Source organism: Kaistia sp. 32K (assembly GCF_016629525.1).
Classification (GTDB): Bacteria; Pseudomonadota; Alphaproteobacteria; order Rhizobiales; family Kaistiaceae; genus Kaistia.
On sequence record NZ_AP024269.1, the window covers coordinates 3404954 to 3425076 of the forward strand.

A 20123-nucleotide genomic window follows, 5' to 3' on the forward strand; every position below is an offset into this window, starting at 1 on the left:
CCACACGATGGAACTGCCGCCGAACCTTCGCGACGCCGTCGACGCGGCGCTCGAGGGCGCCTCGACGGCAGCCCTTGCCGAAGCCTCCGCCATGCTCTCGCAGCGCTATCGCAGCGAGCTGCGCGACGGGCGATTCCACGTCTCCGAGGACGATGCCGCGCGCGCCTATCTGGCGGCGCGGCTGCCGGCGACCTTCGCCGCCGTGCGCGCGGCGATGGATGCGGCGGAAAGCCTGATGCCGGAGTTCCGGCCGAAGACGCTGCTCGACCTCGGCGCCGGCCCCGGCACCGCCATGTGGGCGGCGCGCGACACCTGGCCGACGATCGACAACGCGCTGATGATCGAGGGCAGCCCAACCATGCGGCGCTGGGGCGAGACGCTCGCCGCCTCCGCCGCGCCGTTCCAACGCGAATGGCGGGCGGTCGATTTCGCCAAGGCCAAGCTTGCCGTCGACGCGCACGACCTCGTCACCATCGCCTATGTGCTGGACGAACTGGAAGAGGCCGCTCGTGCAGCGCTGATCGAGGCAGCCTGGCAGGCGGCAATCGGCCTCCTGCTGATCGTCGAGCCCGGCACGCCGGCCGGATGGCAGCGCATTCTCGCCGCCCGGGCGCAGCTGATCGCTGCCGGCGCGCATATCCTGGCGCCCTGCGCGCATGAAGCGCCCTGCCCGATCGTTTCGCCGGACTGGTGCCATTTCTCCCGCCGCGTGGCGCGGACGAAGATCCACCTCCGCAGCAAGGGCGCCGTGGTGCCGTTCGAGGACGAGAAGTTCATCTATCTCGCCGCCTCGCGCACGCCGCGCGAGCACACGGTCGCCCGCGTGCTGACGCCGCCCAAGGCCTCCAGCGGCAAGGTCAGCCTGAAACTCTGCCTTCCGTCCGGGGCGGCCGAGACCCGGCTCATCACCAAGCGCGAGGGCGCCCTGTTCAAGACCGCCCGCCGCCTCGACTGGGGCGACGCGCTGGATGTGTAGACATCTCACCTCTCCCACAGGGAGAGGTCGACGGCCGCAGGCCGGCGGGTGAGGGGTTCAGCATTTTCCGGTGAGGCCTCAACCCCTCACCCGGCCCAGCGGGCCGACCTCTCCCTGTGGGAGAGGTGAAAGCACACGTCCTGCGCCATCAAGACGCCCTGCATAGCGGGCATAAGTCGCTTCTCGCCTTTGCCCTTCCGCCCGCCAGCTCCTAAATTGGAAGGTCATCACCATTCCGGAATCCCATGCGCTTCTCGCCCTCCTTCCTCGATGAAATCCGTGCCCGGCTGCCGATCTCCTCGATCGTCGGCCGGCGCGTGACGTGGGATCGGCGCAAGTCGCAGCCGCAGAAGGGGGATTTCTGGGCCTGCTGCCCGTTCCACGGCGAAAAATCGCCCTCCTTCCACGCCGAGGACCGCAAGGGTCGCTACCACTGCTTCGGCTGCGGCGAATCGGGCGATCACTTCACCTTCCTGACCAAGCTCGAAGGCCTCTCCTTCCCGGAAGCGGTCGAGCGGCTGGCGATGGAAGCCGGCGTGCCCATGCCGGCGCGCGACGTGCACGCCGAGGAAGAGGAGCGCAAGCGCGCCTCGCTGCACGAGGTGATGGAACTCGCCTGCCGTTTCTTCGAGGATGGGCTGCAGTCGCGCGACGGCGCCAGCGCGCGCGGCTACCTGAACGGACGCGAACTCGGCCCCGACATCCAGCGCCGCTTCCGCCTCGGCTATGCCAGGCAGAGCCGCAACGCGCTCAAGGAATATCTGGCCTCGAAGGGCGTGCCGCATGAGGACATGGTCGCGACCGGCCTGCTGATCTCCGGCGAGGACATCCCCGTCTCCTATGACCGCTTCCGCGACCGCGTGATGTTCCCGATCACCGATTTCCGCGGCCGCATCGTCGCCTTCGGCGGCCGCGCGCTCTCTCCCGACGCGCAGGCGAAATATCTGAACTCGCCGGAGACGGTGCTCTTCCGCAAGGGCGACCTGCTCTACAACGGCTTCGAGGCGCGCAAGGCCGTGCAGAGCGCCGGCACGCTGATCACCGTCGAGGGCTATGTCGACGTCATCGCCATGGCGACGGCGGGCTTCGGCCATACCGTCGCGCCGCTCGGCACGGCGCTGACCGAGCGCCAGCTCGACCTGCTCTGGCGGATGACGCCCGAGCCGATCCTCTGCTTCGACGGCGACAAGGCGGGGCTGCGCGCCGCCTATCGCGCCGCTGATCTCGCGCTCGCCGCCCTGAAGCCCGGCAAGACCGTGCGTTTCGCGCTGCTGCCCGAGGGCCAGGATCCGGACGACCTGATCCGCTCGTCCGGCCGCGAGGCGATGGCGCAGGTGCTGGCCGCCGCGAGGCCGCTGTTCGACATGGTCTGGATGCGCGAGACAGATGGCGGCGGCTTCGAGACGCCGGAGCGGCGCGCGGCGCTGGACGCGCGGCTGCGCGATATCGCCAAGAGCGTCGCCGACGAGAGCATCCGCCATCACTATGAGCAGGCCTTCGCCGAGCGGGCGCGCGAGTTCTTCGGCTATGGCCAGAAATCCGGCAACCGCCAGCCGCGCGGCGAGCGCCGCCAGGATGGCCGGGGCGGCAATGGCGGCGGCCCGGGACGGCCCGTGCGCCAGCCGCCGCCGATCATTTCGGAGACGCTGAAACGCTCGACGACGCTCTCCGGCCGGGTGCAGGCGCCCCTACGCGAGGTTGTGCTGGTGATGACCATGGCCAACCACCCGAGCCTCGTCCCGGACCATTTCGACGAATTTGCGCAGATCGAGTTGACGAATCGCGAACTTGACTCCCTTCGCACGCAAATCCTAGAGATTGCCGCCGAAGATCCGCACATCGACAGCGGGGGGCTCAGAGGCCGCCTTCTGTCGGCGCGGTTCGGCGAATTGCTCGACAAGCTGGACCTGCAGCTCGAGCGATGCGGCAACTGGCAGGCAAGGGCGGATGCGGCGAATCGTGACGCGGCGGATGGTTGGATGCAGGCGCTCACCTTGCACAGGAAGGCGCGAACGTTACATAAGGAGCTCAAGGATGCCGAGGCTGCCCTAGCGACCGATCCGAGCGACGCCAATTTGGCGAAGATGATCGACATCCAGAACCAGATGGCCAACAGCGATGGAACCGAGGCTCTGATCGAGGGGTTCGGGATTAGTTCGGGTCGACGATTGCAGTCGATGTAGGGTCGATTGACTGGCGAGGGCGTAAGGTTAAGCGGGCCTTAAGACAAGAAAGTCTAAGAGTCGGGCGACCGACGGCAGGAGGGAAACTTCGTGCCGCCTCTAGGATTTAACGGCGGATATGCGAGCGCGACGGACGTGAACCGTCTGGCGCGACGCGTTCGCCAAGACGGAGAACAGCATGGCGACCAAGGTTCAGGAAAACGAAGAGGCGCAGGACGCGCAGGCCGAGCCGCAGGATGGTCCGCTTCTGGATCTCTCGGATGCCGCCGTCAAACGGATGATCAAGGTCGCCAAGAAGCGCGGCTTTGTCACCTATGAGGAACTGAATTCCGTCCTCCCCTCCGAGCAGGTCGGCTCGGAGCAGATCGAGGACATTCTCTCGATGCTCTCCGAAATGGGCATCAATGTGATCGAGGCCGACGAGGTCGAGGACGCGGAAGAACCGACCGCGGCCGACGCCGACGAGGAAGCGGGCGAGCTCGCCGAATCGACCGGCACCGCCGTTGCCCGCTCGTCGACGGCCAAGGAGCCGACCGACCGCACCGACGACCCCGTCCGCATGTATCTGCGCGAGATGGGCTCGGTCGAACTGCTGTCGCGCGAGGGCGAAATCGCCATCGCCAAGCGGATCGAGGCCGGCCGCGAGACGATGATCGCCGGGCTCTGCGAGAGCCCCCTCACCTTCCAGGCCATCATCATCTGGAAGGAGGAGCTTGCCGAGGGCAAGATCCTGCTGCGCGACATCATCGACCTCGAGGCGACCTATGCCGGTCCCGAGGCGAAGAACGCCCCGATGGCTGGTCCGGGCGGCGTGCCGTTCGGCGAAGGCGCCGAGGACGAGGACGCCGAGGCTCCCCTGCCGCCGCAGCCCGATGGCGACGGCGACGACGAAGACGACATGGAAAACAACATGTCGCTCGCCGCCATGGAGGCCGAGCTGAAGCCGAAGGTCGTCGAGACCTTCGAGAACGTCGCCGAGAATTACAAGAAGCTGCGCCGCCTGCAGGACCAGCTGGTCGAGGGCCGCCTCAAGAACGAGACGCTATCGCCCTCGCAGGAGCGCCGCTACAAGAAGCTGAAGGACGACCTGATCCTCGAGGTCAAGTCGCTCTCGCTGAACCAGAACCGCATCGATTCGCTGGTCGAGCAGCTCTACGCCATCAACAAGAGCCTCGTCAGCTCCGAGGGCAAGCTGCTGCGTCTGGCCGAGAGCTATCGCGTCTCGCGCGAAGAGTTCCTGCGCGAGTACCAGGGCTCCGAGCTCGACCCGAACTGGCTGCGTCGCGTCGCCAATCTCGGCGGCCGCGGCTGGAAGGACTTCGTCACCAACGGCAAGGACCGGATCCGCGAGCTGCGCAGCGAGATCCAGAACCTCGCCACCGAGACGGGCCTGGAGATCATCGAGTATCGCCGCATCGTGCACATGGTGCAGAAGGGCGAGAAGGAAGCCCGTCAGGCCAAGAAGGAAATGGTCGAGGCGAACCTCCGCCTCGTCATCTCGATCGCCAAGAAGTACACCAATCGCGGCCTGCAGTTCCTGGACCTGATCCAGGAAGGCAATATCGGCCTGATGAAGGCGGTCGATAAGTTCGAATACCGCCGCGGCTACAAGTTCTCGACCTACGCCACCTGGTGGATCCGCCAGGCGATCACCCGCTCGATCGCCGACCAGGCCCGCACGATCCGTATCCCGGTGCACATGATCGAGACGATCAACAAGATCGTCCGCACCTCGCGCCAGATGCTGCACGAGATCGGCCGCGAGCCGACGCCGGAAGAGCTGGCCGAGAAGCTGGCCATGCCGCTCGAGAAGGTCCGCAAGGTCCTGAAGATCGCCAAGGAGCCGATCTCGCTCGAAACGCCGATCGGCGACGAGGAGGATTCGCATCTCGGTGACTTCATCGAGGACAAGATGGCGATCCTGCCGATCGACGCGGCGATCCAGTCGAACCTGCGCGAGACGACCACGCGCGTCTTGGCATCGCTGACGCCGCGTGAAGAACGCGTGCTGCGCATGCGCTTCGGCATCGGCATGAACACCGACCACACGCTGGAAGAAGTCGGCCAGCAGTTCTCGGTGACGCGCGAGCGTATCCGCCAGATCGAGGCGAAGGCGCTGCGCAAGCTCAAGCACCCGAGCCGCTCGCGCAAGCTGCGCTCGTTCCTGGACAACTGATCGTCCGAGACCGGCCATCGACACATCCAAAGGGGCTGCTCGCGAGAGCGGCCCTTTTGTTTTAGGATGTCGTCATGAACGTGCGCGCGATCATCGAAAAGGCCGGCCTCCCCCGCCGTGGCTTCACGGTGAAGGAGGTCGAGCGCATGAGCGAGGTCGGCTTGCTCCGCGCGGAAGAACGGGTCGAGCTGATCGGGGGAGAGCTCATTCCGATGAATCCCAAAGGCAGCCGGCATGAGACGTTGAAGCTCGAAATCATGCTTCGCTGGGGTCGCCAACATCCGGCCGATACCGTCTTCATTCCCGAGACGACGTTCCGCCTGTCCGATGACACGTTTCTCGAACCGGACTTCCTCGTCTTTCGACGTTCGGTAGCCATTCGCGATTTGCGGTCCGGCCTTGCCCTGCTGGCCGTCGAGATTTCCGACAGCTCGCTCGGCTTCGATCTCGGCCCGAAGGCCCTCATCTACGCGCATTTCGGCATTCGCGAGCTCTGGGTGATCGACGCCACCACCAACACGATCCATGTCCATCGCGAGCCGGTGGACGGGCGCTACGCCTCGATAACGCCCTGGAGCGCCGACGATCTCGTCGTGCCGGCCTTCGCGCCGGCGGAGTTCGCGTTGCGGCTCGCCGATCTCGACCTCGACCTCGACGACGGATCGGGCTAAGGCTCGGACACAGACACCAAGCAGAAGGTCATTCCATGTCGTTCCTGAAGAAGCTGTTCGGCGGCGGTGGCAGCTCGGATGCCGCAGAGGCCAAGGGCGAGGCGACCGAATACAAGGGCTACAACATCCGCCCTGCCCCCTATTCGGAAGGCGGCCAATACAAGACGGCCGGCTATATCGAGAAGACGATCGACGGCGTCGAGAAGTCCTACCGCTTCGTGCGCGTCGATTCGCATACGAGCCGCGACGCCGCCGCCGATTTCGCCATCATCAAGGGCAAGCAGATCATCGACGAGCAGGGCGACCGGGTTTTCGACGCCAGCTGAGGCGAGGCCGCGGGCTCCCCGGGGACGCCGCAAGAAGCGTGACTCCGTAAAAAAGCCGGCCGCGGTGACGCGGCCGGCTTTTGTCGTTTGAGACGGAAGCCCCTTACTGGGCGCAGCTTCCATCCGGCTGCACAGCGCCCTCGGGGCAATCGCCGCCACGATGGCGTGGCTGCTCCTCGCGGTGCTGGCGCTGCTCCTGCTGCGGCTCGGGCTTGCCCTGCTCCTGCTGGGGCTCACGCTCGCGGCGCGGACGCTCCTGCTGTGGCGGCTCCTGCTGCTGACGCTGCTCCTGCTGCGGCTCAGGCTGGCGCTGCTCCTGCTGGGGCTCACGCTCGCGGCGCGGGCGTTCCTGCTGGGGCTGCTCCTGCTGCCGTTGCTCCTGCTGCTGCGGCGGCTGCTCCTCGCGCTGCCGTTCCTGGCGACGCTGGCGGGGAGCCTCCTCCTGCTGAGCCGGCGCGGCCGGCTCGACCTGTTCAGCCTGCGGGCGCTTGCGGCGCGGCGGCTCCGCGGGCTCCTGCGGCTGGGCATCCGGCCGCGACTCGGCGGCCGGCGGCGCTTCCTCGGCAGGCCGCTCCGGACGCTTCTTGCGCGGCGGCTCCGGCTGGGCCTCCGGCTCCGGCGCAGGCTTCGCCTCAGGAGCAGGCTTGGCTTCGGGTGCCGGCTTGGCTTCGGCCTTCGGCTCACGCGCAGGCTTGGACTCCGGCCTGGCCTCGGGAGCCGGCTGCTCGACGGCAGGCGCTTCCTCGGCCGGCTTGGCAGGACGATCCCTTCGCGGCTTCGTGGCCGGTTCCGGCTGCGGCTGCGGCTCGGCCGGAGTCGCTTCCGGCTTGGGCTCGGGCTTGGCCTCCGGCACAGGCTTCGGCTCAGGCTTGGCTTCCGGAGCGGGCTTTGCCTCCGGCGCAGGCTTGGCCTCGGGAGCGGGCTGCTCGGCGGCGGGCGCCTCCTCGGCCGGCTTGGCCGGACGATCCCTACGCGGCCGCTCGCCCTGCTGGCCGTCCGGCTGCTGGCGATCCGGACGCTGGGCTTCCGGCTGGTCCGGCTTCTGGTCGGGACCGCGATCCGGGCGGCTCGGCCGCTCGGGCTGGGCCGGATCCACCGGCGGCGGATTGCCTCCGGCGGGCGCCGGCGGCTCGGCCGGCTGCGGATTGGCCTCGACCTTCTTCAGCACCTCGTCCGCCCTGGCGGCGCGCTCCTGGCGGATACGCTCCTGTTCGGCCTGGCGCTGCGCGTCGGCTTTCTTGGTCGCGGCGTCGATCTCGGCGGCGCGGGCGTCCGCCTGCTTGCGCTGCTCGTCGATCAGGCTGGCCTTCTCGGCCTTCAGCTTGTCGATCTCGGCCTGCATGCGATCGCGCTGCTGCGGCTGGTCGCGATCCCGATCGCGGCGCAGGTCGCGCCGCTCGCCCGGATCGAGCACGGAGAGCAGCGCCGCCGACACGACGCCGGCAATCGCCGCCTTCGGATCGGGCTCGACATACTGGTGGATCAGCGTGCGGTCGTCGCGCGGCACGTCCCGGTCGAACCGGTCCGGACGGCGGTCGAAGCGCTGGTCGTCGATGCGCGGGCGGAACACGCCGATCCGGCCGCCGCGATCATCGTCGAAGATGTCGCTCTGCTCGTCGACATAGACGATCTCGCGGCCGGGACGGTCGCGCCGGCGGACCGGTTCGTTGAAGAAGCGGCCATCCTGGTACTGCGGGCGGCGCACGTCGCGCGCCTCGCCGAGATAGCGGCCAACGTCGCGCACCGGCGCGGCGCGGCGGCCGATGTCGTCATCGTCGAAATAGCGCTCGTCGACGAACACCCAGCTCTCCGAGACCGGCGGATCGTAGCGGCGCGGCTGGCCATACTGGTAGCCGGAACGGTCCGGCGCGATCGGCGCCCAGCCGACCTGGCCGCCACCGACGCGGAACGTGGCCCAGGCGGGCGACCAGGTGTCGCCGGGAATCCAGTACCAGCCATAGTCGGGGTCATAGTCCCAGCGGCCGTAATGATACGTCGCCCAGCCGAACGGCTCGCTCGATTCCCAGTACCAGCCGTAATCGTCGGTCCAGGTCCAGCGGCCTTCCTGGAACGGCCGCCAGCCGGCGCCACGGCGCTTCGGCACGAAGACATAGCCGTAATCGTCATTCTCGACCCAACGGCCATAGGGCTGCAGTTCGTCGAAGAAATAGCCGACATCGCCGGAGGGACGGCTCGCACGGGGCCGGCTGGAGACGGGCTGCGGACGCGGCCGGGAGGTCTGCACCTGCTGCGCGGGGCGCGGGCGCGGCGTCGGCGGCACGACCTCGGCGGCGGCGACCTGCGTCGGCCGCGAGGGCTGCGCCGGCTGCGACGCGCTCGAACCATCGGTCTCGGCCGCCTGGTCGTAATCGTCCATGTCGGTGCTATTGGCCGGCGGCTCCTGCTCGCTTCCCTCGGAAACGGCGGGCGCCTTCGGCTTGAGCTCGAGCTTGTACGGAACCTCGACGACGCCGGTCACGACGGCGGCTCCCGCCACCACCACGCCGCCCGCCAGAGCCGCTCCGATCAGACCCAGAAATTTCATCGTCACCTTCCCGTCGTTCCCGACCGAACCGAATCATGCCAGTCCCCGGCCATCGCGCCCGATATCAACCGGCGAAAGCGGCGCGGTCGAGGCTCAAAAAAGGCGGCCTACGCGACCGATTCGCCCCATGGCTCGCCTCATCCATCCCTCCCGGCGCCTGAACGCACGCTGAATGCCGGGACCACGACGGATTGGCGGCGCGGCGCCGAGATGTCATCCTGCCGCCGCAACGGGATATCGGGAGACGCGCGGCGGATGTGGGCGAAATCATCAGGGGCGGCCAACGGCCATCCAGCCATCCGGCGGCTCCGCCGCATCGCCATGGCGCTGCTGCTGCCGGGCGTCCTGCTGGCCGGCACGGCCTCCGCCCAGGTGTCGCAGCTCGCGCCCTACAAGGACGATCTCTTCGGCTACGGCACGGTGCTGGAAAGCCGCGATGGCGGCGCGTTCCGCGTCGTCGACTATGACGAAATGCGCGACATCAACGGCCGCGACGAGGTCCCCGAGCGCAAGGTGCAGGGGAAATACGTGTCGCTGAAGACCAAGCGGGTCGAGGACCACCTGACCTACCGCGTCGGCGATCGTGCCCTCAAATATGTCGGCGCCGGCGCCACCAAGGGCCGGGCCAGCATGATCGTGATCTACCTGCACGGCCAGAACGGCACGCGCTTCCAGGGCGCCGACGACTGGACTTTTGGCGGCAATTTCAACCGCGTGAAGAACCTGACCGTCGCGGCCGGCGGCGCCTATCTCTCGCCGGACTTCTCCGATTTCGAGGCGAACGGCACGGCCGAGATCAAGGCCTTGATGCAGGACTACGCCGCCCGCTCGCCCGGCGCGCCGATCTTCGTCGCATGCGGCTCCTATGGCGGCAAGCTGTGCTGGTCGCTCGCGCGCGACCCCGAAGCGGCGTCAATGATCTCGGGCCTGATCCTGCTCGGCTCGCTCAACGATCCCGGCTTCTTGAAGACGGCGGCGATGAAGAAGGGCGGCCGACAGATCCCGATCTTCATCGGCCATGGCAGCCACGACCCGATCATCGACTGGAAGACGCAGCAGGCCTTCTTCGACCAGGTCCGCAAGAAGTCACCCGGCTATCCGATAAAATTCGTGCTGTTCCAGAACGGCAACCACGGCACCCCGATCCGCATGACCGACTGGCGCGAGACGCTGAACTGGATGCTGGCGTCGGGCGGGAAGTGAGCGCCCGCCCTCTATCCGGGAACAGCGCCCTTCACCTCTCCCTGAGGGAGAGGTCGGAGCGAAGCTCCGGGTGAGGGTTTAGGGAACCATCCGATCGAGCATCGTGACCGTCGGGAACCTGACCTGTGAGGCCGTAAACCCTCACCCGCCGGCCTTCGGCCGTCGACCTCTCCCTCAGGGAGAGGTGAAGAGATGAGCCGGCCCCCTACCCCTTCGAATCCCGGCGCTGTTCGTCGACCGGCACGGCCAGGGCGGTTTCGATGCGCTCCAGGATGGTCTTCAGCTCGCCGGTCCTGAGCTGCTCGAACTTGTCGTGCAGCGCCATGATCTCGATCTCGGCCTTGAGGTTCACCTCATAGTCGTGCTCCGCCGCCAGCCGGTCCTTCTCGGCCTGGCGGTTCTGCGACATCATGATGACGGGCGCCTGCAGGGCGGCGACCATCGACAGGATGAGATTGAGGAAGACATAGGGATAGGGGTCGAAGCCGCCGCTGCCCCAGCGGGTCAGCACGAAAGTGTTCAGCCCGGTCCAGCCGAGGATCACCACGCTGAAGGTGATGATGAAGCCCCAGGAGCCGCCGATCGCGGCGACGCGGTCGGCCAGCCGGTCGCCGAAGGTGAGCTGCTGCTCGAATTCGCGGTTGATATCGCGCGCGACATGCGTGCGCGTCGCCACCTTTTCCAGAAGGCGCCGGTCGCTCGCCGACAGCACTTCCACGCCGTCGGCCAGCAGCTTTTCACAGAGATCGCGGATTGCCGCGTCCGACATGGCCCGTCAGATCTGGCCCTGAAACGTGTTGCACTGGCTGACGTCGCCGGTCTGGTAGCCGCGCTTGAACCAGGCGCTGCGCTGCGCCGAGGTGCCATGCGTGAAGCTCTCCGGCACGACGACGCCCTGGCTGCGCTTCTGGATGGCGTCGTCGCCGATCTGCGTCGCCGCGTTCAGCGCCTCGTCGATGTCGCCGGCCTCCAACATGCCCTTCTGGTCGGTGCGGTTGGCCCAGACGCCGGCATAGCAATCCGCCTGCAGCTCGACCTTGACGGAAAGCGCGTTGGCGTCCGCCTTGCTCATGCTTTGCCGCATCTCGTTGAACTTCGGCAGGATGCCCTGCAGATCCTGCACGTGATGGCCGACCTCGTGCGCGATGACATAGGCCTGCGCCATGTCGCCCGGCGCACCGAAGCGGCGCTTCAGCTCGTCATAGAAGGCGAGGTCGATATAGACCTTCTTGTCGAGCGGGCAATAGAACGGTCCGGAGGCTGAACTCGCCGTGCCGCAGGCCGAGCGCGTCACGCCGGAGAAGAGCACCAGCGGCGTCGGCGGATAGGTCTCGCCGGCCGACTTGAAGATGTCGGTCCACACGTCCTCGGTGCTGCCCAGAACCTTGGCGACGAAGACCTTGCCCTCGTCATTGATGCCGGTGCCGGTTCCCGACGGCGAGGGCTGCTGGTAGCTGCTGTCCTGGGTGAACGAGCCGCCGCCGCCCGTGACCATGGCCAGCATCTGGATCGGATTGATGCCGAACACCAGCCAGCCGATGCCGACAATGGCGGCGATCACGACCAGCGAACTGCCCCGGAGCGGTATGCCGCGTCCGCCGCCCATGCCTGCCGGGCGGAAGCCGCCGTCCAGGCCGCCTGTATCGCCGCCACGCCGATCCTCGACGTTGCTGCTCTCGCGCTGACCACCAAGCCGCATCCGCCCTACTCCGTTGATGCCGAGGCCGAAGCCGTCCGCACAGGATTTATTTCATCGAAACTAGTCCTGCGCGCGTCGCACCGCCAGTGTCTCCAATGCGGGGAAGGCACAGACAGTTGCCCGCAGGGGTTCCCCCTCCCCGCCTTTTCCCCTATAAGGCCGCTCTAGCCTTACACGCCCCCTGCTTGATGGCCCGCGCGGATCACCGCGCCGGGTTTTTTGCTACGCGCGAGACGAAATTGCCGAAACGTACAGATATTCAATCGATCCTGATCATCGGAGCTGGCCCGATCATTATCGGCCAGGCTTGCGAGTTCGATTATTCCGGCACCCAGGCCTGCAAGGCGCTGAAGGACGAAGGGTACCGAATCATCCTCGTGAACTCCAATCCGGCAACGATCATGACCGATCCGGATCTGGCGCACGCGACCTATATCGAGCCGATCACCCCGGAGATCGTCGCCAAGATCATCGAGAAGGAGCGCCCCGACGCGCTGCTCCCGACGATGGGCGGCCAGACGGCGCTGAACTGCGCGCTGTCGCTGAAGAAGATGGGCGTGCTCGACAAGTTCAACGTCGAGATGATCGGCGCCACCGCCGAGGCGATCGACAAGGCCGAGGACCGCGAGCGGTTCCGCGACGCGATGACGAAGATCGGGCTGGAGACGCCGCGCTCGCGCCTCGCCCATTCGCTCGCCGAAGCCCTGCCCGCGCTGGAAGAGATCGGCCTGCCGGTCATCATCCGCCCGTCCTTCACGCTGGGCGGCACCGGCGGCGGCATCGCCTATACGCGCGAGGAATTCATCGAGATCGTCGAAAGCGGCGTCGATGCCTCTCCGACCGACGAAGTGCTGATCGAGGAATCGGTGCTCGGCTGGAAGGAGTATGAGATGGAGGTTGTCCGCGACAAGAAGGACAACTGCATCATCATCTGCTCGATCGAGAACATCGATCCGATGGGCGTCCACACCGGCGATTCGATCACCGTCGCGCCGGCGCTGACGCTCACCGACAAGGAATACCAGATCATGCGCGACGCCTCGCTGGCGGTGCTGCGCGAGATCGGCGTCGAGACGGGCGGCTCGAACGTGCAGTTCGCCGTCAACCCGGCCGACGGCCGGCTGATCGTCATCGAGATGAACCCGCGCGTGTCGCGCTCGTCCGCTCTGGCATCGAAGGCGACCGGCTTCCCGATCGCCAAGGTCGCGGCGAAGCTCGCCGTCGGCTACACGCTCGACGAGCTCGAGAACGACATCACCGGCGGCGCCACCCCGGCCTCGTTCGAGCCGACGATCGACTATGTCGTCACCAAGATCCCGCGCTTCGCCTTCGAGAAGTTCCCGGGCGCCTCGCCGGTGCTGACCACCGCGATGAAGTCGGTCGGCGAAGTGATGGCGATCGGCCGCACCTTCCAGGAATCGCTGCAGAAGGCTTTGCGCGGTCTCGAGACGGGTCTTTCCGGCCTCGACGAGATCGAGATCCCCGGCCTCGGCCAGGGCGACGACGCCAACGCCATTCGCGCCGCCATCGGCACGCCGACGCCCAATCGCCTGCTGCAGGCCGCCCAGGCCATGCGCCTCGGCATTTCCGTCGAGCAGGTGCATGACATCTGCAAGATCGACCCGTGGTTCCTCAAGGAAATCAAGGGCATCATCGACACCGAGCTGAAGATCCGCACGCATGGCCTGCCGACGACGGCGGGCGCGTTCCGCCGCCTCAAGGCGATGGGCTTCTCGGACCAGCGGCTCGCCAACCTGACCGGCAAGAACGACAGCGAGGTCAAGGCGCTGCGCACGTCGCTCGGTGTGCATCCGGTCTACAAGCGGATCGACACCTGCGCGGCCGAGTTCGCCTCGCCGACGCCCTACATGTACTCGACCTACGAGGCGCCCTTCACCGGCGCGCCGGTGAGCGAGGCCGAGCCGTCCGACGCGAAGAAGGTCATCATCCTCGGCGGCGGCCCGAACCGCATCGGCCAGGGCATCGAGTTCGACTATTGCTGCTGCCATGCCGCCTTCGCGCTGAAGGATGCCGGCTATGAAGCGATCATGATCAACTGCAACCCGGAAACCGTGTCGACCGACTACGACACGTCCGACCGGCTCTATTTCGAGCCGCTGACGGCCGAGGACGTGCTGGAGATCATCCGCGTCGAGCAGTCGAAGGGCACGCTGCACGGCGTCATCGTCCAGTTCGGCGGCCAGACCCCGCTGAAGCTCGCCTCGGCGCTCGAGGAGGCCGGCGTGCCGATCCTCGGCACCTCGCCCGACGCGATCGACCTGGCCGAGGACCGCGACCGCTTCTCGAAGCTGCTGAACAAGCTCGGCATCCGCCAGCCCAAGAACGGCATCGCCTATTCGGTCGAGCAGGCGCGCCTGGTCGTCGCCGATCTCGGCTATCCGCTCGTCGTCCGCCCGTCCTACGTGCTCGGCGGCCGTGCGATGCAGATCATCCGCGACGACGACACGCTGTCGGACTACCTGCTCGGCACGCTGCCCGAGCTGGTGCCGGCCGAGGTCAAGGTCCGCTACCCGAACGACAAGACCGGCCAGATCAACACGCTGCTGGGCAAGAACCCGCTGCTGTTCGACCGCTATCTCTCCGACGCCACCGAAGTCGACGTCGATGCGCTCGCCGACGGCACGACGGTGTTCGTCGCCGGCATCATGGAGCACATCGAGGAGGCCGGCATCCATTCGGGCGACAGCGCCTGCTCGCTGCCGCCTCACTCGCTCTCCGCCGAGACGATCGCCACGCTGGAAGAGCAGACCCGCAAGCTCGCGCTCGCGCTCAAGGTCGGCGGCCTGATGAACGTCCAGTACGCGATCAAGGACGGCGAGATCTACGTGCTCGAAGTGAACCCGCGCGCCTCGCGCACGGTGCCCTTCGTCGCCAAGACGATCGGCCTGCCGGTCGCCAAGATCGCCGCCCGCGTCATGGCCGGCGAAAGCCTGGAAAGCTTCGAGCTGAAGCCCGGCCATCGCGACCACATCGCGGTCAAGGAAGCCGTGTTCCCGTTCGCCCGCTTCCCCGGCGTCGACACGCTGCTCGGCCCGGAAATGCGCTCGACCGGCGAGGTCATGGGTCTCGACTACGACTACGAGGTCGCCTTCGCCAAGTCGCAGCTCGGCGCCGGCAGCGCGCTGCCGACGGCCGGAACCGTGTTCGTCTCGATGCGGGACTCGGACAAGGCCGGAATCGTCGAGCCGATGCGCCGCCTCGAGGGTCTCGGCTTCAAGATCATCGCGACCAGCGGCACACAGCGCTTCCTGGCAGAACAGGGGATCGCCTGCGCCAAGATCAACAAGGTGCTGGAAGGCCGGCCGCACATCGTCGACGCGATCAAGAACGGCGAGGTCAAGCTCGTCTTCAATACGACCGAGGGCGCGCGCGCGCTCGGCGACAGCCGCTCGATGCGTCGCGCCGCCCTGCTGCACAAGGTGCCGTACTACACGACGCTCTCGGGCGCGATCGCGGCATCGCTTGGCATCGAGGCCTATGCGACCGGCACCCTGGAAGTGCGGCCGCTGCAGGCCTATTTCCAGCCGGCCTGATCCGATACGGACCGGTGCGTCGGTCCGTATCCGTCCCCTCGCAGTCCCCTTGCCGTCCCCCCTTGCGCTCGCCGCGATCGTGGACGACACTCGGCGGCTGAATTTGCCGACTAGGCATGCAGGTGGGCGAGACGGCCGGATAACGGGGCCGATGCCCCCACCGGATTTCGAACTCAGGAAGCTGGCGCCCCAGGGCACCGGCGCCTGAATTATTGTGCCCCAGACGTTCGCGGGCTGGGGTCAAGAAGGAAGAAAAGGCCAGAAAGACCATGGAAAAGGTTCCGATGACCGTTGCGGGTCATGCGGCTCTCGAAGTGGAGCTGAAGCGTCTGACCTCGGAAGAGCGCCCGCGCATCATCGCGGCGATCTCGGAAGCGCGCGCGCATGGCGACCTCTCGGAGAACGCCGAATACCATTCGGCCAAGGAAGCCCAGAGCCACAATGAGGGCCGCATCGCGGAGCTCGAGGACAAGCTTTCGCGCGCCGAGATCATCGACGTCACCAAGCTGTCGGGCGAGACGATCAAGTTCGGCGCCACGGTCAAGCTGGTCGACGAGGATACCGAGGAAGAGAAGACCTACCAGATCGTCGGCGATCTCGAGGCCGACGTCCGTTCGGGCCGCATCTCGATCTCCTCGCCGATCGCCCGCGCCCTGATCGGCAAGGGCCCCGGCGACACCGTCGCGGTCACCGCGCCGGGCGGCGAGCGCTCCTATGAAGTGCTCGAGGTCGCCTTCCGCTAAGGCGCGCCGTCACGCTCGGCCAACCGAGTCAGACCATTGGAGAGCACCGCCTTCCTCGAAGCCGGTGCTCTCTTTGTTTGCGGAGCGCGTCCCTGCGCGACAGAATTCGCGGCCCGGCCTGGTGAAAAGCCTCGCGCGGGGCTGGGCGCATCGCGCGTCGCGTGCTTAGTGGCGCGTGCACCCTCGCAGATCGGGCTCAGGCGAGCCCGAGCGGCCTCCCCTTCCGGATATCAGATGCCCGCGAATACCGACCGCCCCCGCCTCTCCGCCGTCATCATCACCAAGAACGAGGCGCGCGACCTCCCGACCTGCCTCGCCTCGCTCACCTTCTGCGACGAGATCGTCATCGTCGACAGCGGTTCGACGGACGGCACAATCGAGATTGCCGAGCGGATGGCGTCGCGGACCCTCGTGCGCACCGACTGGGAGGGTTTCGGCCGGCAGAAGCAGCGGGCGCTGGACGCGGCCACCGGCGACTGGGTTCTCTCGATCGACGCCGACGAGCTGATCCCGCCGGAGCTCGCGCTGGAGATCCGCGCGGCGATCGAGAGCGGAACCCATGCCGGCTACCGGCTCCACCGCCTGAACTACTTCCTCGACAAACCGCTCCGTCACGGCGGCTGGTACCCAGACTGCCATCTGCGCCTGGTTCGGCGGGACACGGCCCGCTTCAGCGAGAACGTCGTCCACGAGGTTCTCCTCGTCGACGGCACGATCGGCGAGTTGCGGACACCGATGCCGCATATGTCCTATCACGACTTCGACGAAGTCCTGGAAAAGTTGCGCCGCTACGCGCTTGCCGGCGCCGAGCAGCGCCGCAATAGCGGCCGTGGCGGCAGCCCCGGCAAGGCCATCGGCCACGCGATCGCGACCTTCGTCAAAGCCTATATCGGCAAGCGGGGCTTCCTCGATGGCCGGCACGGCTTCGCCGCCGCCGCCGCCAGCGCGCAGGAGATCTTCTGGCGCTATCTGATCGCCGGCTGGCCGCGCTGAGCCCTACTCGATCGGAACCAGCGGCTCGTCCTTGATACGGCGGATGGTGAGGGTGGTGCGCACGCTGGCGACATTGGCCGCCGCCGTCAGCTCCTCGACGAAGGCCTGGAACGCCTTCAGGGTCGGGGCGACGCATTTCAGGATGAAGTCCGCCTCGCCCGACAGCATGTAGCACTCGCGCACGATCGACCAGTCGCGCACCCGGGCGCCGAAGGCGGTCAGGTCGGCCTCGGCCTGGCTCGAAAGCCCGATCATGGCGAAGGCGGTGACGTCGTAGCCGAGCGCGCCCTCGTCGACCAGGGCCCGGTAGCCCTCGATGATGCCGGCTTCCTCGAGCGCCCGCATGCGCCGCAGGCAGGGCGGCGCCGAAATGCCGGCCCGGCGGGCGAGCTCGACATTGGTGATGCGACCGTCGGCCTGCAATTCCTTCAGGATCTTCCAGTCGATCGCGTCTAGACGGGCTTTCACTCGGGCCTCACGGTCAGGGGCTGAACTCAACTGGGAGCAGGCAGCGCACGATGGACACCGGGTCAGAGCCTGTAACTGGAAAGAAAGCCGGGGATGCTGGTCGGCAATCGGATATTGGAGTCTGGCCGAATTGCCATGATTCGGAAACAATTGTTCGCGAGAACGCACAGGATCGCATAGCTTCCATCCTTACATGCGCTTCACACATCCCTCCAGAGTCGCCACCCTTAAAAAGTGCGCGTCTCGACATTATGTCTGGCCCCATCATGCAGCACGCCAAGCTCATCATTGTCGGATCCGGTCCTGCCGGCTACACCGCCGCCATCTATGCCGCGCGCGCCATGCTGGAACCGATGCTGATCGCCGGTGTCCAGCCGGGCGGCCAGCTCACCATCACCACGGATGTCGAGAACTATCCGGGCTTCGCCGACGTCATCCAGGGCCCCTGGCTTATGGAGCAGATGCGCGCCCAGGCCGAGCATGTCGGCACCAAGATGGTCTCCGACCACATCGTCGAGGCCGACCTGTCGCAGCGCCCCTTCATCCTCAAGGGTGATTCCGGCGAGATCTACGCCGCCGACACGCTGGTGATCGCCACCGGCGCGCAGGCGAAATGGCTCGGCATCGACAGCGAGCAGAAATTCAAGGGCTTCGGCGTCTCCGCCTGCGCCACCTGCGACGGCTTCTTCTACCGCGACAAGGAAGTCTTCGTCGTCGGCGGCGGCAACACGGCCGTCGAGGAGGCGCTCTATCTGGCGCACATCGCCAAGAAGGTGACCGTCGTCCATCGCCGCGATCATTTCCGCGCCGAGCGCATCCTGCAGAACCGCCTGTTCGGCCTCGACAATGTCGAGGTGGTCTGGGACACGGTCGTCGACGAGGTGCTGGGCAAGACCGGCTTCCCGCCTTCGGTGACGGGCGTGCGGCTGCGCAATGTCGTGACCGGCGCGGTCAGCGAGCGCGAGACGCATGGTGTGTTCGTGGCGATCGGCCACGCGCCGGCGGTCGAGATCGTCAAGGGCCAGCTCGACCTGAAGCCTTCCGGCTACATCTGGACGGCGCCCGATTCGACGGCGACCAGCGTTCCCGGCGTGTTCGCGGCGGGCGACGTCACCGACGAGACGTTCCGGCAGGCCGTCACGGCCGCCGGTCAGGGCTGCATGGCAGCGCTCGAAGCCGAGCGCTGGCTGGCGATCAATCCGGTTGTGACCGAGGCCGCAGCCGCAGCCGAATAACGAGACTACAAAAAAAGGCTGGTGCTACGGAGGGGGCTGTCCAACCATGGACTGGGACAAACTGAGGATTTTTCATGCCGCCGCGCAGGCCGGCTCGTTCACCCACGCCGGCGAGGCGCTGGGCATGAGCCAGTCTGCCGTCAGCCGCCAGGTCGGCGCGCTGGAAAGCGATCTCGGCGTCCCGCTCTTCCATCGCCATGCCCGCGGACTGATTCTGTCCGAGCAGGGCGAGCTGCTGTACCGCACGTCGCAGGACGTGATGCAGAAGCTCGAGGGCGTGAAGATCCGGCTGACCGATTCGCGCGAGAAGCCGACCGGCACGCTGCGCATCACCACGACGGTGGCGCTCGGCTCGACCTGGCTGACCCAGCGCATCAACGAATTCGTCGACCTGCATCCGGATTTGAACCTGCACCTGATTCTCGACGATCAGGAGCTGGACCTGACCATGCGCCAGGCCGACGTGGCGATCCGCCTGCGCCAGCCGGTGCAGCCGGACCTGATCCAGCGCCGCCTGTTCACCGCGCACTATCACGTCTACGCGGCGCCCTCCTATGTCGAGCGCTTCGGCAAGCCGGAGACGCTGGATGACCTCGATCACCACCGCATCGTCACCTTCGGCGTGCCCGTGCCGCCGAACATCCGCGACGTGAACTGGCTCGAGATCGCCGGCCGCTCGACCGACAATCCGCGCGAGCCGATCGTGCGCATCAACAACATCTACGCCATCAAGGCGGCGGTCGAGCGCGGGACAGGCATCGCCATCCTGCCCGACTACATGCTGGAAGAAGGCTCGACGCTGGTGAAGCTGATGCCGGAAGCGCAGGTGCCGAGCTTCCCGACCTATTTCTGCTACCCTTCCGAGCTCAAGAATTCCGCCCGCGTGACCGCTTTCCGCGATTTCATGCTCGCCAAGGCGCAGAACTGGCAGTTCTGATCGCGCCGTGCCGCGATACAAGGCACAGGAATGTGACATGATCGACCGCTGCATCCCGGCGGTTTCGGTACCATTCCAGAATCATGGCAAATCCAGAAAATTCATTCCCGGATTTCCGGGAATGTGACGCCAAATTCAGAGCAATTCCGAGCCATGCGAAATCCTGATTGCGTCATATCAAATTTGCATAGCAGAAATGCACCCCTGCCGGTTGATTGGGCAGCCTGACCAATCCATATACGTAATCAGTTGATGCGTTGGGCCTCTCGCTCCCTCCTCCCTGCGATGGGTTCGACCTCAGCTGTTCCCCTCTGGAAGGTGTTTGCTGCGCATTTCCCTGCCGCAGCAACAAAGACTTAGCCGGGCCTCGCAAGAGTGCCCGGCCTTTTCTTTTGTAAAGCATTTTACCAACGG

At 66.6% G+C, this 20123-nt stretch carries 15 protein-coding genes; 11 read left to right on the plus strand and 4 right to left on the minus strand.

Annotation, left to right across the window (positions count from 1 at the left end; all coding sequences use genetic code 11):
- The first annotated feature begins 7 nt into the window (after positions 1–7).
- From K32_RS15775 to K32_RS15795, 5 genes are all read left to right on the plus strand, one after another.
- On the plus strand, positions 8–976 hold the full coding sequence (locus tag K32_RS15775) for a small ribosomal subunit Rsm22 family protein (protein ID WP_201400432.1): 969 nt from the start codon (positions 8–10) through the stop codon (positions 974–976).
- Between the two features lie 245 nt (positions 977–1221).
- Positions 1222–3159 carry a DNA primase gene (gene dnaG / locus K32_RS15780; protein ID WP_201400433.1) on the plus strand — a complete coding sequence of 646 codons (1938 nt, stop codon included), beginning with the start codon at positions 1222–1224 and terminating at the stop codon, positions 3157–3159.
- 178 nt (positions 3160–3337) lie between these two features.
- Entirely contained in the window at positions 3338–5335 is a 1998-nt protein-coding gene (gene rpoD / locus K32_RS15785; RefSeq protein WP_201400434.1) for an RNA polymerase sigma factor RpoD, read from the plus strand.
- Between the two features lie 74 nt (positions 5336–5409).
- Entirely contained in the window at positions 5410–6006 is a 597-nt protein-coding gene (locus K32_RS15790; RefSeq protein WP_201400435.1) for a Uma2 family endonuclease, read from the plus strand.
- 35 nt (positions 6007–6041) lie between these two features.
- Positions 6042–6332: an HlyU family transcriptional regulator gene (locus tag K32_RS15795; protein WP_201400436.1), complete on the plus strand. Its 291-nt coding sequence runs from the start codon at positions 6042–6044 to the stop codon at positions 6330–6332.
- 103 nt (positions 6333–6435) lie between these two features.
- Here K32_RS15795 and K32_RS15800 read toward each other — a convergent pair whose 3' ends face one another.
- Positions 6436–8877: a DUF6600 domain-containing protein gene (locus K32_RS15800; protein ID WP_201400437.1), complete on the minus strand. Its 2442-nt coding sequence runs from the start codon at positions 8875–8877 to the stop codon at positions 6436–6438.
- Between the two features lie 255 nt (positions 8878–9132).
- Here K32_RS15800 and K32_RS15805 point away from each other — a divergent pair, with 255 nt between their 5' ends.
- Positions 9133–10080 carry an alpha/beta hydrolase gene (locus tag K32_RS15805; RefSeq protein WP_201400438.1) on the plus strand — a complete coding sequence of 316 codons (948 nt, stop codon included), beginning with the start codon at positions 9133–9135 and terminating at the stop codon, positions 10078–10080.
- Positions 10081–10285: 205 nt separating this feature from the next.
- On the opposite strand, the gene K32_RS15810 is transcribed toward K32_RS15805, so the two are convergent.
- Entirely contained in the window at positions 10286–10849 is a 564-nt protein-coding gene (locus tag K32_RS15810) for a DUF1003 domain-containing protein (protein WP_201400439.1), read from the minus strand.
- Between the two features lie 6 nt (positions 10850–10855).
- The gene (locus K32_RS15815; RefSeq protein ID WP_201400440.1) at positions 10856–11779 is read right to left on the minus strand and encodes a neutral zinc metallopeptidase; all 924 of its coding nucleotides are present in this window, start codon (positions 11777–11779) and stop codon (positions 10856–10858) included.
- Between the two features lie 239 nt (positions 11780–12018).
- Here K32_RS15815 and carB point away from each other — a divergent pair, with 239 nt between their 5' ends.
- The 3 genes from carB (at position 12019) to K32_RS15830 (ending at position 17069) form a co-directional block, all read left to right on the plus strand.
- Positions 12019–15333, plus strand: coding sequence for a carbamoyl-phosphate synthase large subunit (gene carB / locus K32_RS15820; RefSeq protein WP_201400441.1), 3315 nt, complete (start codon positions 12019–12021; stop codon positions 15331–15333).
- A gap of 269 nt (positions 15334–15602) precedes the next feature.
- The gene (gene greA / locus K32_RS15825) at positions 15603–16076 is read left to right on the plus strand and encodes a transcription elongation factor GreA (protein ID WP_201400442.1); all 474 of its coding nucleotides are present in this window, start codon (positions 15603–15605) and stop codon (positions 16074–16076) included.
- Positions 16077–16310: 234 nt separating this feature from the next.
- Positions 16311–17069, plus strand: coding sequence for a glycosyltransferase family 2 protein (locus K32_RS15830; protein ID WP_201400443.1), 759 nt, complete (start codon positions 16311–16313; stop codon positions 17067–17069).
- 3 nt (positions 17070–17072) lie between these two features.
- Here the strand turns inward: K32_RS15830 and K32_RS15835 are convergent, their stop codons facing one another.
- A complete protein-coding gene (locus K32_RS15835) occupies positions 17073–17537 on the minus strand; it encodes an Lrp/AsnC family transcriptional regulator (protein WP_201400444.1) in 465 nt (154 codons plus the stop codon).
- A 251-nt stretch (positions 17538–17788) separates the two neighbouring features.
- On the opposite strand from K32_RS15835, the gene trxB reads away from it, so the two are divergent.
- Both trxB and K32_RS15845 read left to right on the plus strand, forming a co-directional pair.
- A complete protein-coding gene (trxB, locus tag K32_RS15840) occupies positions 17789–18772 on the plus strand; it encodes a thioredoxin-disulfide reductase (RefSeq protein ID WP_201400445.1) in 984 nt (327 codons plus the stop codon).
- Between the two features lie 46 nt (positions 18773–18818).
- Positions 18819–19709: a LysR family transcriptional regulator gene (locus K32_RS15845; protein ID WP_201400446.1), complete on the plus strand. Its 891-nt coding sequence runs from the start codon at positions 18819–18821 to the stop codon at positions 19707–19709.
- Positions 19710–20123 lie beyond the last annotated feature (414 nt).

Bases quoted from the DNA above. Each gene is read 5' to 3' on its own strand.
- K32_RS15775 (WP_201400432.1), top strand. From the start codon at position 8: ATGGAACTGCCGCCGAACCTTCGCGACGCCGTCGACGCGGCGCTCGAG.
- dnaG (WP_201400433.1), top strand. From the start codon at position 1,222: ATGCGCTTCTCGCCCTCCTTCCTCGATGAAATCCGTGCCCGGCTGCCG.
- rpoD (WP_201400434.1), top strand. From the start codon at position 3,338: ATGGCGACCAAGGTTCAGGAAAACGAAGAGGCGCAGGACGCGCAGGCC.
- K32_RS15790 (WP_201400435.1), top strand. From the start codon at position 5,410: ATGAACGTGCGCGCGATCATCGAAAAGGCCGGCCTCCCCCGCCGTGGC.
- K32_RS15795 (WP_201400436.1), top strand. From the start codon at position 6,042: ATGTCGTTCCTGAAGAAGCTGTTCGGCGGCGGTGGCAGCTCGGATGCC.
- K32_RS15800 (WP_201400437.1), bottom strand. From the start codon at position 8,877: ATGAAATTTCTGGGTCTGATCGGAGCGGCTCTGGCGGGCGGCGTGGTG.
- K32_RS15805 (WP_201400438.1), top strand. From the start codon at position 9,133: ATGTGGGCGAAATCATCAGGGGCGGCCAACGGCCATCCAGCCATCCGG.
- K32_RS15810 (WP_201400439.1), bottom strand. From the start codon at position 10,849: ATGTCGGACGCGGCAATCCGCGATCTCTGTGAAAAGCTGCTGGCCGAC.
- K32_RS15815 (WP_201400440.1), bottom strand. From the start codon at position 11,779: ATGCGGCTTGGTGGTCAGCGCGAGAGCAGCAACGTCGAGGATCGGCGT.
- greA (WP_201400442.1), top strand. From the start codon at position 15,603: ATGGAAAAGGTTCCGATGACCGTTGCGGGTCATGCGGCTCTCGAAGTG.
- K32_RS15830 (WP_201400443.1), top strand. From the start codon at position 16,311: ATGCCCGCGAATACCGACCGCCCCCGCCTCTCCGCCGTCATCATCACC.
- trxB (WP_201400445.1), top strand. From the start codon at position 17,789: ATGTCTGGCCCCATCATGCAGCACGCCAAGCTCATCATTGTCGGATCC.
- K32_RS15845 (WP_201400446.1), top strand. From the start codon at position 18,819: ATGGACTGGGACAAACTGAGGATTTTTCATGCCGCCGCGCAGGCCGGC.